The following is a 13921-nucleotide window of genomic DNA, read 5'->3' as shown; positions in this document are numbered from 1 at the left end:
GTCTTCACCGGCGCGGCCATCGGCTGCGGATAAGCTCGCCGCTTCTTCCACAGCCCGACTTCGCCCATGGCCACCAGCCTGCTCCTGCTGCTCGACGACATCGCCACCGTGCTCGATGACGTCGCCGTCCTCACCAAGCTTGCTGCCAAGAAGACCGCCGGGGTGCTCGGCGACGACCTGGCGCTGAACGCGCAGCAGGTCACCGGCGTGCGCACCGAGCGCGAGCTGCCGGTGGTGTGGGCCGTGTGCAAGGGCTCCCTCGTCAACAAGGCCATCCTGGTGCCGGCCGCACTGGCCATCGGCACCTGGCTGCCCTGGCTGGTGACGCCGCTGCTCATGGTGGGCGGCGCTTTCCTGTGCTTCGAGGGCGCCGAGAAGCTGGCCCACAAGTTCCTGCACAAGAAGGAGCACGAGGCCGACACCGCGCGCCACCAGAAGGCCGTGGCCGACACCACGGTCGACGTGGTCGCGGTCGAGAAGGACAAGATCAAGGGCGCGGTGCGCACCGACTTCATCCTCTCCGCCGAAATCATCGCCATCACGCTGGGCACCGTGCAGGGCCAGCCGTTCACGACGCAGCTCAGCGTGCTGGTCGGCATTGCGCTGATCATGACGGTGGGCGTCTACGGCCTCGTGGCCGGCATCGTGAAGCTGGACGACGCGGGCCTGTACCTGAGCCAGCGCAGCAGCGCGGCGGCGCGCAGCTTGGGTCGCGGCATCCTGGCGGCAGCGCCGTGGCTCATGAAGGGCCTGTCGGTGGCCGGCACGGCCGCCATGTTCCTCGTGGGCGGCGGCATCCTGGTGCACGGCGTGCCGGCGTTCGGCCATGCGGTCGAAGACTGGGCCAAGGCCACGGGCGGCGTGTTCGGCACGCTGGGCTCGATGGGCGTCAATGCCGTCGTGGGCCTCGTGGCCGGTGCCGTCGTGCTGGCCGTGGTGGAACTCGTCGGCAAGCTGCGCGGCAAGAAAGCCGCGGCGCACTGAGCGCCTGTTGACCTTGCGGCCGGGCCTCAGCGGTCCGGCTTGCCGCGCTGGAACAGGCCGACGCCGACCAGCGCCACCCCCAGCGCGAGCGCGAACCAGCCGACGAGGTACGCGCCGGCCACCATGTCGAACCAGCGCGTGCCCTGCAGGAAGCGCGGCCCCAGCAGCACGGCGACGCCGATCAGGAGGCAGAGGATGCCGCGCTCGATGGTGCGCAGCTGTCGTTGGGGGCGTCGGGCCATGGGGGTCTTTGCAAGGGAAAACGGAAGCGGCCATTGTCCCGCGCCGCGCGGGGAGGCCGGTGGCCGCCTGAAAACGTCGCGTGCGCGCATCGGTCGGCGCGCAAAAATGCTTCCAAACGTTGCAGAATCGCAGGCCATGCCATACCGCCACCTGCCCACCGGTTCCGCCTTCTTCCTCCCGCTCCGACGCGCCTGCGTGGGCGCCTCGCTGGCCCTGCTGGCCGCCACGGCCCTCGCGCAGCCGCTGCCCGACCCCGCCGGTTTTCCGCTGGACTCGGTCGGCTACCTCAACGAGGAGCTGCCGCGCATGGAAGCGGCCATCGCCGCGAAGGACCGCAGCTTCTTCCTCGGCGCGATGACGCGCATGGTGCAGTTCTCCGAGCGCTGGGGCTTCAAGGCCAAGGCCAACCCCGAGCTGGCCGCTTACCCGATGTGCACGGCGGCCGTCATGGACTACGCGGTGGTCGGCATGTGCCGGCTCAACCCCGCCGACGATGGTTGCGAGCCGGGCCTGGTGCCGCGTTTCGATGCGAACGTGAAGCGCTGTCGCGAGCTGGCCGCGCAAAAATAGGCCTCCGGCCTTTCTTCTCTCCTTCATCGAACGAAGTCCCCGCGCCATGGCCGTGCGTGCGGGGCGGAGACACACGCATGGACTACACCCGCTACCAGACCCTCGCCCTCACGCGCCGCGGCGCGAACGGCGCGGTGCTCGACATCCAGATGCGCGCCGCCAACGGCAAGCTGCCCACGGCCGGCCATGACGGCCACCGCGAGCTGGCCGAGATCTGGCGCGACGTGGCGGCCGACGACACGGTGCGCTGCGCCGTGCTGCGCGGCGAGGGCATGGGCTTCTCGGGCGGCGGCGACCTGGGCATGGTGCAGGACATGACCACCGACGACACCGTGCGCCAGCGCGTGTGGAAGGAAGCGCGCGACCTGGTCTACAACCTCGTCAACTGCGACAAGCCCATCGTGAGCGCCATGCACGGCCCGGCCGTGGGCGCGGGGCTGGTGGCGGGGCTGCTGGCCGACATTTCCCTTGCGAGCAAGAACGCGAAGATCGTCGACGGTCACACCCGCCTGGGCGTGGCGGCGGGCGACCATGCGGCCATCGTGTGGCCGCTCTTGTGCGGCATGGCCAAGGCCAAGTACCACCTGCTGCTGTGCGAGCCGGTGAGCGGCGAGGAGGCCGAGCGCATCGGCCTGGTATCGCTGGCGGTGGACGAGGCCGACCTGCTGCCGCGCGCCTACGAGATCGCCGACCGCCTCGCGGCCGGCAGCCAGAGCGCGATCCGCTTCACCAAGTACGCGCTGAACAACTGGCTGCGCCAGGCCGGGCCGACCTTCGACGCCTCGCTGGCGCTGGAGTTCATGGGCTTCGCCGGCGCCGACGTGCGCGAGGGCGTGGCCTCGCTGCGCGAGAAGCGCGCGCCGAACTTCGGCTGAGCCGAAGTCCGCGGGATCAGGCCTTGCTCAGCCCCTGCAAGGTCTGCAGCAGCACGACGCGCGTCTGGCCCAGCACCATGCCCTTCCACTCGTCGTTGTCGCAGTAGAACGCGTCGCGCAGGCGGCGGCGGATCTCACGCTTCTGCGCTTCGGACGCCTCGGGGTGGCGGCGCAGCCAGGTGTCGGCGCGCAGGCGGTCGAGCACTTCCAGGTCGGGCAGCGTGCCGAACTCCAGGCCCATGGGCGCGACGCGCGCGTTCGGGCATTCGTCGTAGGCGGTCGAGATCACCGGGCCCGACACGTCGGCCGAGGCCGAGTCGCCCGCGAAGGGCGCGAACACGTCGGCGCCCCACCAGGCGTGGGCCAGCGCGAGGTCTTCGGGCGTGTTGCGGCCCGGGTAGATCTTTTCGCCGTGGCCGTAGGGCCCCAGGCCGGTGTGCACGTCGATCCAGCCCAGGTGCGTGGCCGAGGCCGCGTAGCCGCGCAGGATGGCGCGGATGGTGCGGTTGCTCCACGACGGCGCGGTGCCCCCGTAGAACAGGCCGTCGGGCGAGGTGTACTGCCCGCGCGTGACGGCCGCGCGGAAGGCGGTCATGCCGTGCGTGGCGATGTAGCTCGCCACGGCCGCGTCGTCGGCGGGCGTCGGCGGCCAGCTGGCGGGCAGGACCAGCGGCTCCACGTCGGCGTACTCGGCGTTCACCGGCAGCGGCGCGCTGAAGTCGATGTGGTTGCGGTTCAGGTCGATGTTGTCTTCGTTGGTGCGGTGCAGGTGCGAGAAGCCGTGTGGGTTCACCGCATGCACCAGCAGCAGCGCGACGCCCGCGCGCTCCAGGCGCGTGAGCAGGTCGGCGTCGTTCAGCGTGGCCACCTGCGCGCCCGAGCCGCAGAAGCCCTCGGGGCCGTGCGTGCCCGAGGTGACGAGCAGCACTTTCCTGGCGTCGGCCGCGCCGATCAGCGCGACGTCGGTGGCGAGTTCTTCGCCGAGCGCGCCGCGGTGCGTGGGGTGCACGAACGACTCGATGGTGGCGCCGCGCGCCGCGGCGGCCTCGAGGAACTTGGCGCGGGCTTCGACGTACGTGCCCGAGAAATGGCGGGTGGCGGCGGTGGCAGGCTGGGACATGGCGGGAAGATTCCTGTGCATGAAGGCGGGAAGGAGGAAGACGGTATCAGGCCGGCGCGTGGGCGTTGGCGGCATCGATGTCGCGGCCGGTGTGGTCGCGCAGCCAGAGCAGGCCCAGCAGCGACACCAGCGTCATCGCCACGAGGTACCAGGCCGGCGCGAGCTTGCTGCCGGTGGCGTTGACCAGCCAGGTGCTGACGAAGGGCGCGAAGCCGCCGAACAGCGCCACGCCCACGCTGTACACCAGCGACATGCCGCTGGCGCGCACCGCCTTCGGGAACATCTCGGGCAGCATCGTGATGCCCGGCACCGTCTGGCCCACCAGGCCGATGCTCAGCACGCCGAGCACCACGAACAGCACCGTGGGCGTCGGCGAGGCGTTGAGCCACAGGAAGCCCGGGTAGATCAGGATCGCCAGCGCGATGCGGCTCCACAGGATGAGCGGCTTGCGGCCCACGATGTCCGACCACTTGCCCACGAAGGGCGCGAGCGCGAACGACAGCAGGCCCGTGAGCGCCGCGCCGAACAGCGCCACCGACGGCGTGAGGCCGAGTTCCCGCACCGCGTAGGTCGGCATGTAGAAGGTGACCACGTAGGCCGCCGTGGTGCCGCCCACCAGCGCGAGGATGGCGGCCAGCACCGTCCTGCCGTGCTGCGTGCAGACGATCTTCAGGCTGCTCTCCCGCGGTGCCTTGGCGTCTTCGGGCGCGATGTGCAGCGACTCCTCGAGGTGGCGGCGGATGTACATGCCCACCGGCGCGATCAGCATGCCGAGCACGAAGGGCACGCGCCAGCCCCAGCTCTGCATCGCCTCGGGCGTGAGCGAGAAGGTGAGCGCGCCCACCACCACGGCGCCGAGCATCACGCCCAGGCCCTGGCTCGCGAACTGCCAGCTCGCCATGTAGCCGCGGTTGGCCGGCGTGGCGTGCTCCACCAGCAGCGTGGTGGAGGCGCCGACTTCGCCGCCGGCCGAGAAGCCCTGGATCAGGCGCGCCAGCACGATCACGATCGGCGCCGCGACGCCGATGCTCGCGTAGGTCGGCGTGAAGGCGATCAGCGCGCAGCCCAGCGCCATCAGGAAGATCGTGAGCGTCATGGCCTTCTTGCGGCCCGCGCGGTCGGCGTACGCGCCGATCACGATGCCGCCCAGCGGCCGCATGATGAAACCGACGCCGAAGCTCGCCACCGTCAGCAGCAGCTGGCCATAGGAACTGAAGGTGGGGAAGAACAGCTTGCCGATCACCAGCGCGAGAAAGCCGTAGACCGTGAAGTCGAAGAATTCCAGTCCGTTGCCGATGGTGGTGGCCACGATGGTCTGGCGCCGGCGGGCCGGCGAGGAAGGCGAGGGCTGGGAAGCGAGGGTGTTCATGTGTCTCCTGTGTGTATCGGGGGCGCGGGCCGCGGGGGCCCGAACCGCGGCGGATGCTAGAGACTCGCCGCTGTCATGAAAAGACAATAATTGGGCGTTAACGATAACTTTTGGTTGTCACTCCAAAGATGAAACCCAATCAGTTGCATGCCTTCGTGGCCGTGGTCGAGCAGCTCAGCATCCGCGCTGCCGCGCGCGTGCTCGGCATTTCGCAGCCGGCCGTGACCAAGATCGTGCGCGAGCTGGAGCGCGAGGTCGGCGCGCCGCTGGTGGAGCGCAGCGTGAAAGGCGTGCGGCTCACGCAGTTCGGCCTGGCCTTCGCGCCGCGCGCGCGGCTGCTGCTGGCCGACATGGAACGCGCCCGCGACGAGATCGCGCAGATCCGCGACGGCGCCACCGGCTCCGTCTCGCTGGCCGTGAGCGCCTCGTTCGCGCTCACCGTGCTGCCCGCCGCCTTCAAGGACTTCCACACCCGCCTGCCGGCGGTCGACGTGCAGTTCAGCGAGGCGGTGCTGCCGTGGATGCTCGCGCGGCTGCGCGATGGCTACCTCGACTTCGCGGTGGCGCACATCGTGCCCGGCACGCTCGATCCGCAGTTCGAGGCGCTGGAGCTGTTCCCGGTGCAGCTGGTGGTCGGCCTGCGCGAGCGCCATCCGCTGCGCAACGCGCGCTCGCTGAACGACCTTTATGCCGCCGAATGGGTCCTGCCGGGCGACGACCACGGCGGAACCAACGCCGTGGCGCCGCTGTTCACCCCGCTCGGGCTGTCGCCGCCCACGCGCGTGCTGCAGGGCCACTCGGTCACCGTGGCGCTCGCGCTGGTAGGGCACATGGACCTGATCGGCCTCTTCGTCGAGCCGCTGGCCGGGCTCAGCTTCAAGCGCCACGGCATCCGGCGCGTCGACGTGCGCGAGACATTGCCGGTGCTGAACGTGTGCGTGGTGCGCCGGCGCGGGCAGCCGTCGACGCCGGCGGCGCAGCATTTCATCGAGTGCATTCAGCGGGCGTCGGCGATGAGGGCGGCGTAGCGGCCCGCCGGGCCTTTGCTCAACGCGAGAACAGCACCAGTGCCACGAAAAGCAGTTTGACGCCGAAGGCCACGAGGGCGCTGGCGACCACCATCAGCACCACGAAGGCGACGAAGTAGGCCGCGCGTCGGCCCCAGTGCGGCACGCTCGGCACGGCATACCAGTAGAGCAGCGCGGCCGCGCCGAGGTTGATGGCCTGGACCGCATACATGGTGACGCGCGAGGCTTCGGGCGAGTCAAGGACCGATGGGCCCAGCCACATGCACAGAAGTCCCAGCAGCGGAACCACGGTGACCCAGGCGAGCACGCCGAGCGCCAGGCGTCTGGCCGTCTTCATCGCAGGGCCTCCCGTCCGGTCGATGTTTCACTGGCAGTCATGAATTCCTCCTTGATGGCGTTTCGACATGGAACGCTCTGGCGTCCGATCCTATCGGCAGGGTCCGGCAACTGTTGTCAAATGAGAACTCCTCTCATCCATAATCCCTCCCGCTTCCGCACGCCGGAAGCGTCACCAGGCCGCCGGGAGGTGCGCCGCCAGAAGAACATCCAAGGGATTTGAATGAAGAGAGTTTGTGTGAGCCTCGCGCTCGCCGCCGTACAGGCAGCGCTGGCGCAATCCGTGCCTGCGTCCGCTGCCCCCGAATCGCGGGCAAGCGAGTTGAGCACCGTCAACGTCGAGGCCTCGCGCGCCAACGGCTTCCTGGCCGAGACGGTCGAGGCGGGCACGTTCCGGGGCGCGTCCGTGATGGACGTGCCGGCCACGGTCAACACCGTGACGCGCGAGGTGATCGAGCTGCAGGGCGCGGCGGGCGTGTACGACGTGCTGCGCAACACGGCCGGTGTGACGCGCCAGCAGAACGGCGGTGACACCTTCGACCAGCTCGTCATCCGCGGCATTGCCGTGGAGAACCGCACCAACTACCGCCTCAACGGCGCGCTCGCGATTCCCAACGTGTCGGAGATTCCGATGGAGAACAAGGAGCGCGTCGAGGTGCTCAAGGGCGCGTCGGCGCTGTACTACGGCTTCACCACGCCGGCCGGGGTGATCAACTTCGTCACCAAGCGCGCGGGGCGCACGCCCGTCACCTCACTGGGTATGAGCGTCGACAACCAGGGCGGGCTGCAGGGCCAGGTCGACATCGGCCGGCAGTTCGGCGAGAACGACCAGTTCGGGCTGCGCCTGAACGCGGCCGGCGGCCAGTTGGGCTCGACCATCGACGGCGTGGACGGCGACCGCAAATTCGTCTCGGCCGCCCTCGACTGGCGCGTGAACCGGCGACTCACGCTCAAGGCCGACATCGAGCACTACCGCAAGCGCATCACCGAGCAGGCCGGCATCGCGCGGCTCGCGGCCGTCAACGGCGTCATCGCGCTGCCGGCGCTGCCCGATCCGCACAAGTTGCTGGCGCCGCCCTGGGCCGTGTTCGAAGCCGAGGTCACCAACACCCAGCTGCGCGCCGACTACGCCCTGAGCGACCACTGGGCGCTCAGCGTGGAGGCTGGCCATTCCGAGGCCGAGCGCGACCGGCGCCTGGCGCAGTTCGGCACCTACAACGTGCGCACCGGCATCGGCCGCCTCACGGGCAACGTGCAGCACCTCGAGCAGCGTTCCGACCTGCTGCGCGCCGAGCTGTTCGGCACCTTCGCCACCGGCGCGCTGCAGCATGAGCTGACGCTCGGCGCGGCGCGCAGCGACAAGACGCAGGCGCCTGTCTTCCAGCGCAACTACGGCGGCGCGACCACGCTGCAGAACCTGTACAACCCCGTGCCCATCGGCGCGCTGGCGCTGAGCGCGCTGCCGTCGCGGCCCACCTCGGGCGCACAGGACAGCGAGGAGCTGGGGCTGTACGCGCTCGACCGCATCACCTTCTCGCCGCAGTGGCAACTGGTGGCCGGCCTGCGCCACACGCGCTACCAGAGCTGGCAGGGCGCGAGCGCCACGCTGCCGGCCCTGGACTACAGCGTGCGCAAGACCACGCCGCTGGCGGCGCTGAGCTACAAGTTCACGCCCGACCTCATGGCCTATGTGTCGTACTCGCAGGGCGTGGAAGAGGGCGAGGTGGCGCCGGCCGGCACCGCCAACCAGAACACACGCATGCCGCCGGGCGTGAGCCGGCAGAAGGAAGTCGGCCTGCGCTGGCTGACCGGCGGCGGCACGCTGCTGTCGGGTGCGCTGTTCGACATCGAACGGCCCGGCGCCTACACCGACAGCGCCAACACCTTCGTGGCCAGCGGGCGCCAGCGCTACCGCGGCCTCGAGGTGTCGGCGCAGGGGCGGCTCACGCCCGCGCTGGCGTGGCAACTCTCGGGCCAGTGGCTGGACGCCGAGTTCCGCCGCATCAACGCGCAGTACGACGGCAAGCGGCCCGAGAACACGGCGCGCACCACGGCGAGCGCCTTCCTCTCGTACGACATCGCGGCGGTGCCGGGGCTGTCGGTCAACGGCGGCGCGTACTTCACGGGGCGCCGTCCCGTCGGCGACCTGAACCAGGGTTTCATCGGCGGCACCACCGTCTTCGGCCTGGGCGCGCGCTACGTGGCGCAGCTCATGGGCAGGCGCACCACCTTCCAGCTGAACGTCGACAACGTGGGCGACAAGCGCTACTGGTCGGCGGCCGGCACGCGGCTGGCGGTCGGCACGCCGCGTACGATCAAGGCCCTGGTCAAGATCGATCTCTGAACCCGCGCGCCCCGCCCTGGCGGGGCTTCCTGTTTCTCGTTTTCTTCTGTTTTTCATGGCTTTGCTGCGACGCGTCTGGTTCCAGATCCATTGGTTCATCGGCATCACGGCGGGCAGCGTGCTGGTCGTCATCGGCCTGAGCGGGGCGACGCTGTCGTTCCGCGCCGAGATCACGGACCTGCTGAACCCGATCCCCGCGGCCTCGGCCGCACCGCTGGCGCCGCCCGCGCTGCTCGAGCGCCTGCAGGCGGATTCGCCGGGGCGCCGCATCGCGACGCTGACCGTGTTCGCCGAGCCCGGGCGTCCCGCGCGCGTCGGCTTCGCACCGCCGCCCGGCGAGCGGCGCGGCGAGACGCGCTTCGTCGATCCCGCCACCGGCGCGCTGTTGCCCGACCCCGTGGGCGAGCACTTCTTCGAGTTCGTCGAGGAGCTGCACCGCTGGATGCTGCTGCCGCGCGACGACGGCAAGCCCCTCACCGGCTCGCTGGCCGGCCTGTTGCTGCTGCTGGCGCTGTCGGGCCTGTACCTGCGCTGGCCGCGCCGGCCCTTCGCGTGGCGCCAGTGGCTGCGCATCGACTTCGCGCTGCGCGGCCGGGCCTTCCTGTGGAACCTGCATGCGGTGGTCGGCACCGTCGCGCTGCTGGCCTACGTGGTGTCGACCACCACCGGCATGTACTGGGCCTTCGACGGGCTGCGCAAGGCGGTGGACGGCGCGGCGGGCGAGGGCCGCGTGGTGCGCGCCGAACGCGCGCCGGCCGATGCCCCGGTGACGCTCGACCTGGCGCGCGTCTGGCAGGCGTTCGTCGACACCACGGGCGGCGACTGGGCCCTGGTCACGCTGCGGCTGCCCGCGCGCAACGGGGCGCAGGTCGAGGCCAACTACCTGCGCACGCACCCCGAGCACGAGCGCGCGCGCAACCGCCTGTACCTGCACGCCGCAACCGGCGAGACGCTGCGCCACGAACGCTATGCCGACAAGCCGCTCGCGGGCCGCCTCGTGAACAGCATCTACCCGCTGCACATGGGCACCTACTGGGGCCTGCCGGGGCGCATCGTGATGATGCTCACGAGCCTGGGGCTCGCGCTGTTCGCGATCAGCGGCTGGATGATGTACCTCGGCCGCCGCCGCACCGCGAAGGCCGTGCGCGCCGAGCGTGCGCGGCTCGATGCGGCCGCCGTGCCCGCCCCGGCGGGCGATGCGGGGCAGGTGCTGGTCGCCTTCGCGAGCCAGACCGGCCATGCCGAGCGCCTCGCGCTGCAGACGGCCGGCGCGCTGCAGGCCGCCGGTGTCGCGGCGGTCGTGCGTCCTGTGTCGGCACTGAGTGCTGACGCGTTGCTGCACTTCCGTCAGGTGCTGTGGGTGGCAAGCAGCTTCGGCGAAGGCGAGCCGCCCGACAGCGCGCGCGCCTTTGCCCGTGCGTTCGCGCGGCAGAGCGGCCCGGGCCTGCGCCATCTGCGCTACGGCCTGCTCGCGCTCGGCGACCGCCATTACGCGACCTTCTGCGGCTTCGGCCGCAAGCTCGACCACGACCTGCACAACCAGGGCGCGCAGCCGCTGTTCCCCATGATCGAGGTGGACGGCGAAGACCCGGCAGCGCTCGCGCGTTGGCACGACGCGCTGCGCGAGACCTTCGGGGTGCGCGATGCCGCGTGGCCTGTGTCGACCGCACCGGCTTTCGACGCCTGGCGGCTCGACGGCCGGCGCCTGCTCAATGCGGGCAGCCAGGGCGATCCGCTGTTCGAGATCGAGCTGCGACGCGTCGATGGCAGTGGCACGATGGACTGGACACCCGGCGCACTGGTCGAGATCGTGCCGCGCCAGATGCACGACGACGGCGCCCCGGCGCCCGCGCCGCGCAGCTACTCGGTCGCGTCGATTCCGTCCGACGGCGCCATCCAGCTGCTGGTGCGGCAGGCGCGGCACGACAACGGCCTGGGCGTGGCCTCGGGCTGGCTCACGGTCGGCGCGCCGATGGGCACGGAACTCGCGCTGCGCCTCGTCGCCAACCCGGGCTTCGCGCTGCCCGACGATGCGCGGCCCTGCGTTTTCATCGGCAACGGCTCGGGCTTTGCGGGCTTGCGTGCGTTGCTGCGCGAGCGTGCACGCCGCGGCCACGGCCGCAACTGGCTGGTGTTCGGCGAGCGGCAGGCGGCGCACGACGGCTTTGGCGCGGACGAGGTCGCGGCATGGCAGGCCGGTGGCCTCGTGGCGCGTGCCGACTTCGTCTACTCGCGCGACCAGGCGCAGCGCGTGTACGTGCAGGACCGCCTGCGCGAGGCTGGCGAGGTGCTGAAGCAGTGGGTGGACGAAGAGGGCGCGATCGTCTTCGTCTGCGGCAGCCTCGAAGGCATGGCGCCGGGCGTGGATGCGGCGCTCACCGAAGTGCTGGGCGAGAGCGGCATGGACGCGCTCATCGCCGAAGGGCGCTACCGCCGCGACGTGTACTGATCAGGCGGGCGGAAAGCTCACGCCCGGTTCGCCGGCCTGCCACGGCGCGTGCTTGGTCATGATGCGCGCGAACATGTCCGATGCGGTCCAGCCCGCGAGCCAGGTTTGCAGGCGCGGCCAGGGCTGCGTGTCGAACCACGCCGCATCGACCATCGCGAACTGGCGCACGAAGGGCATGAGCGCCGCGTCGGCCAGCGTGGCATGCGCGCCGGCCAGTTGCGCCGACATCGCGAGCCGGTCTTCGAGCCCTTGCAGGAAGCGCGCGCCCTCGTCGCGCGCCGAGCCTTCCGACGCGGGGTAACGCGCCGGGTACTTGTAGCGGTCGAGCAGCGGCTTGAAGTCGTTGTCGCACGCCGCCACCAGCGCGAGCAGGTCGTCGAGCGTGCCGCGCTCCGGCGTCAGCCAGCGCAGCGGATCGTGGCGGCGCAGCGCCCACAGCATCACGTCCAGGCTTTGCTCCAGCACCGCCGCGCCGCCGTCGAGCACCAGCACGGGGACCGTGCCCTTGGGCGAGGCCGCGAGCATCTCGGCGGGCTTTCGCTTGAGCTCGACCTCGCGCAGTTCACAGCGCTGTTCGCTCGCCACCAGCGCGAGCCGGGCCCGCATCGCATAGGGGCAGCGGCGGAACGAATAGAGCACGGGGAGGGCGGAATCGGGCATGCGAACGACAGGTGGACAAGGGGAGCCGGCCGATTGTCGGCCCGTGCCCGCCGGGTCGCGCGGCGGCGGGTTTTTCCTCACAATCGACCGCCATGGGCGAACGTCTTTTCCTCCGGCTCCACGACGACCCGCTGCACGGGCCGGAGTCGGGCGTGCCCGACGGCACGCTGCAGGTGCTGCCGATCGCGCCGGCCCTGCGGTCGCATGTCTCGCACCTGCTGATGTACCGCGAGACCTTCGCGCCCGGCCACGAGGTGCGCGAGCGCGTGCTGCCCGACGGCGCGATCCGGCTGGTCTTCAACTTCGGCGACGCGCCCTCGGCCGACGACGCGCCGGGGCAGGCGGTCGAAGCCATCGGCGCCTTCGCCGCGCCGGCCGTGGTGCGGATGCGCGACACGGTGGAAGGCCTGTCGGTGGCGCTGCGCCCCGGCGCGGCGGCGGCGCTGCTGGGCGTGCCCGCCGGCGAGATCGCGGGCCGCGCGGTGCACCTCGACGAACTCTGGGGCGGCGAGGGCACCACGTTGCTCGCGCGCATGGCCGAAGCGCGCGGCGATGTCGCACGCGCGCAGCTGCTGCAGCAGGCCCTGATGAAGCGCCTGCAGAAAGCCGGCGCTGGCACGCCGCCGGCCGCCGCGATGCATGCCGCGCGGCTCATCGCCGCCGCCGACGGGCGCCAGGCATTGCGCGAGGTGGCGCAGGCGGTCGGTGTGGGCGAGCGCCGGCTGCAGCAGCTTTTTCATGCGCACGTCGGGCTGTCGCCGCGTGCCTGGGGCCGGCTCGCGCGGCTGCATGCCTGCCTGCGCGCGCTGCGCCTGCACAGCGCGCCGGCCTGCGCCGACATGGCGCTGGACCACGGGTTCTACGACCAGTCGCACCTCGTCAACGAGTTCCGCGCTCTGTGCGGCGTGACGCCCACCGAGTTCCTCGGGCGCAGGGTTTCGGTTTCTTCCAAGACGGCGCGCTGAGGCCGGCCTATCGTGGCGGCTTGTCCTGCCCAAGGACCCTCACCGAACGAAGGAGCAATGAAAAATGACAGCAGCCCCCTCCACCCCTGACGCCGCGCACCGTCCGCTGATGGGCCGCGTGGCCGTGGTCACCGGCGCCAGCCGCGGCGCGGGCCGCGGCATCGCGCAGGAACTGGGCGCGGCCGGCGCCACCGTGTACGTGACCGGTCGCAGCACCCGCGCGCGGCCGGCCGACAGCTACGGCCAGCTGCTCGCGCTGTCCGAGCTGGCCGCCTTGCCCGGCACCATCGACGACACCGCCGACGAGGTCACGCAATTCGGCGGGCGCGGCATCGCCGTGGCCTGCGACCACACGAAGGAAGACGAAGTGGCAGCGCTGTTCGCGCGCGTCGAGCGCGAGCAGGGCCGGCTCGACCTGCTCGTGAACAACGCCTGGGGCGGCCACGAAACCTTCACCGGTGTCTTCGAGGCGCCGTTCTGGGAACACCCGCTGGCCAACTGGGATTCGATGTTCGACCGCGGCGTGCGCAACCACCTCGTGGCCAGCCGCTGCGCCGCGCCGGGCATGGTGCGCCGCAAGCAGGGCCTGATCGTCACCACCACCTTCTGGGACCGCGGCCACTACCTGCGCGGCAACCTGTTCTACGACCTCGCCAAGGCCTCGATGACGCGGCTGGCCTTCGGCATCGCGCAGGAACTGCAGCCGCACGGCGTGGCCTCGGTGGCCGTGTCGCCGGGCTGGATGCGCACCGAGTTCGTGCTCGCGGGCCACAAGACCGACGAGGCGCACTGGCAGGAGCGACCCGCGCTGGCGCGCACCGAATCGCCGCGCTACCTGGGCCGCGCCGTGGCCGCGCTGGCGGCCGATGCGCAGGTGCTCGACAAGACCGGCCAGGTGCTGCGCGTGGGTGACCTGGCGCGTGCCTACGGCTTCACCGACATCGACGGGCGGCAGGTCGAGGCGTTCGAGATGTAGCG

General features: G+C 71.1%; 13 protein-coding genes. 8 read left to right on the top strand and 5 right to left on the bottom strand.

Going from position 1 to position 13921, the window contains the following annotated elements; translation table 11 throughout:
- The first annotated feature begins 66 nt into the window (after nucleotides 1–66).
- Complete coding sequence (locus tag AC07OH_RS27510) at nucleotides 67–984, top strand: DUF808 domain-containing protein (protein ID WP_495302815.1); 918 nt, start codon at nucleotides 67–69, stop codon at nucleotides 982–984.
- Between the two features lie 26 nt (nucleotides 985–1010).
- Here AC07OH_RS27510 and AC07OH_RS27505 read toward each other — a convergent pair whose 3' ends face one another.
- Entirely contained in the window at nucleotides 1011–1226 is a 216-nt protein-coding gene (locus AC07OH_RS27505) for a hypothetical protein (RefSeq protein ID WP_095948954.1), read from the bottom strand.
- 136 nt (nucleotides 1227–1362) lie between these two features.
- Between AC07OH_RS27505 and AC07OH_RS27500 the strand changes: the two genes are divergently transcribed.
- Nucleotides 1363–1797 carry a hypothetical protein gene (locus AC07OH_RS27500; protein WP_495302814.1) on the top strand — a complete coding sequence of 145 codons (435 nt, stop codon included), beginning with the start codon at nucleotides 1363–1365 and terminating at the stop codon, nucleotides 1795–1797.
- Nucleotides 1798–1874: 77 nt separating this feature from the next.
- Nucleotides 1875–2672, top strand: coding sequence for an enoyl-CoA hydratase/isomerase family protein (locus tag AC07OH_RS27495; protein WP_495302813.1), 798 nt, complete (start codon nucleotides 1875–1877; stop codon nucleotides 2670–2672).
- A 16-nt stretch (nucleotides 2673–2688) separates the two neighbouring features.
- On the opposite strand, the gene AC07OH_RS27490 is transcribed toward AC07OH_RS27495, so the two are convergent.
- Nucleotides 2689–3792 carry a M14 family metallopeptidase gene (locus AC07OH_RS27490; protein WP_495302812.1) on the bottom strand — a complete coding sequence of 368 codons (1104 nt, stop codon included), beginning with the start codon at nucleotides 3790–3792 and terminating at the stop codon, nucleotides 2689–2691.
- Nucleotides 3793–3838: 46 nt separating this feature from the next.
- Nucleotides 3839–5161, bottom strand: a complete 1323-nt coding sequence (locus tag AC07OH_RS27485; RefSeq protein WP_495302811.1) for an MFS transporter — start codon at nucleotides 5159–5161, stop codon at nucleotides 3839–3841.
- 128 nt (nucleotides 5162–5289) lie between these two features.
- On the opposite strand from AC07OH_RS27485, the gene AC07OH_RS27480 reads away from it, so the two are divergent.
- A complete protein-coding gene (locus AC07OH_RS27480) occupies nucleotides 5290–6189 on the top strand; it encodes a LysR substrate-binding domain-containing protein (RefSeq protein WP_495271692.1) in 900 nt (299 codons plus the stop codon).
- A gap of 19 nt (nucleotides 6190–6208) precedes the next feature.
- On the opposite strand, the gene AC07OH_RS27475 is transcribed toward AC07OH_RS27480, so the two are convergent.
- Nucleotides 6209–6526 (bottom strand): hypothetical protein, encoded by a 318-nt coding sequence (locus AC07OH_RS27475; RefSeq protein WP_495302810.1) that lies wholly within the window; start codon nucleotides 6524–6526, stop codon nucleotides 6209–6211.
- A gap of 222 nt (nucleotides 6527–6748) precedes the next feature.
- Here AC07OH_RS27475 and AC07OH_RS27470 point away from each other — a divergent pair, with 222 nt between their 5' ends.
- Complete coding sequence (locus AC07OH_RS27470) at nucleotides 6749–8869, top strand: TonB-dependent siderophore receptor (protein WP_495302809.1); 2121 nt, start codon at nucleotides 6749–6751, stop codon at nucleotides 8867–8869.
- A 55-nt stretch (nucleotides 8870–8924) separates the two neighbouring features.
- Nucleotides 8925–11318: a PepSY domain-containing protein gene (locus AC07OH_RS27465; protein ID WP_495302808.1), complete on the top strand. Its 2394-nt coding sequence runs from the start codon at nucleotides 8925–8927 to the stop codon at nucleotides 11316–11318.
- On the opposite strand, the gene AC07OH_RS27460 is transcribed toward AC07OH_RS27465, so the two are convergent.
- A complete protein-coding gene (locus AC07OH_RS27460) occupies nucleotides 11319–11978 on the bottom strand; it encodes a glutathione S-transferase (protein WP_495302807.1) in 660 nt (219 codons plus the stop codon). It lies immediately after the preceding gene.
- A gap of 92 nt (nucleotides 11979–12070) precedes the next feature.
- Between AC07OH_RS27460 and AC07OH_RS27455 the strand changes: the two genes are divergently transcribed.
- Both AC07OH_RS27455 and AC07OH_RS27450 read left to right on the top strand, forming a co-directional pair.
- Nucleotides 12071–12943, top strand: coding sequence for a helix-turn-helix domain-containing protein (locus AC07OH_RS27455; protein ID WP_495302806.1), 873 nt, complete (start codon nucleotides 12071–12073; stop codon nucleotides 12941–12943).
- A 64-nt stretch (nucleotides 12944–13007) separates the two neighbouring features.
- Complete coding sequence (locus AC07OH_RS27450; protein ID WP_495302805.1) at nucleotides 13008–13919, top strand: SDR family oxidoreductase; 912 nt, start codon at nucleotides 13008–13010, stop codon at nucleotides 13917–13919.
- The last annotated feature ends 2 nt before the right edge of the window (nucleotides 13920–13921 follow it).

It is taken from the genome of Variovorax sp. GW821-FHT10C12 (assembly GCF_059415405.1).
Note: the sequence above shows the minus strand (reverse complement) of the source record. Positions and strands in the feature narration are given on the sequence as shown.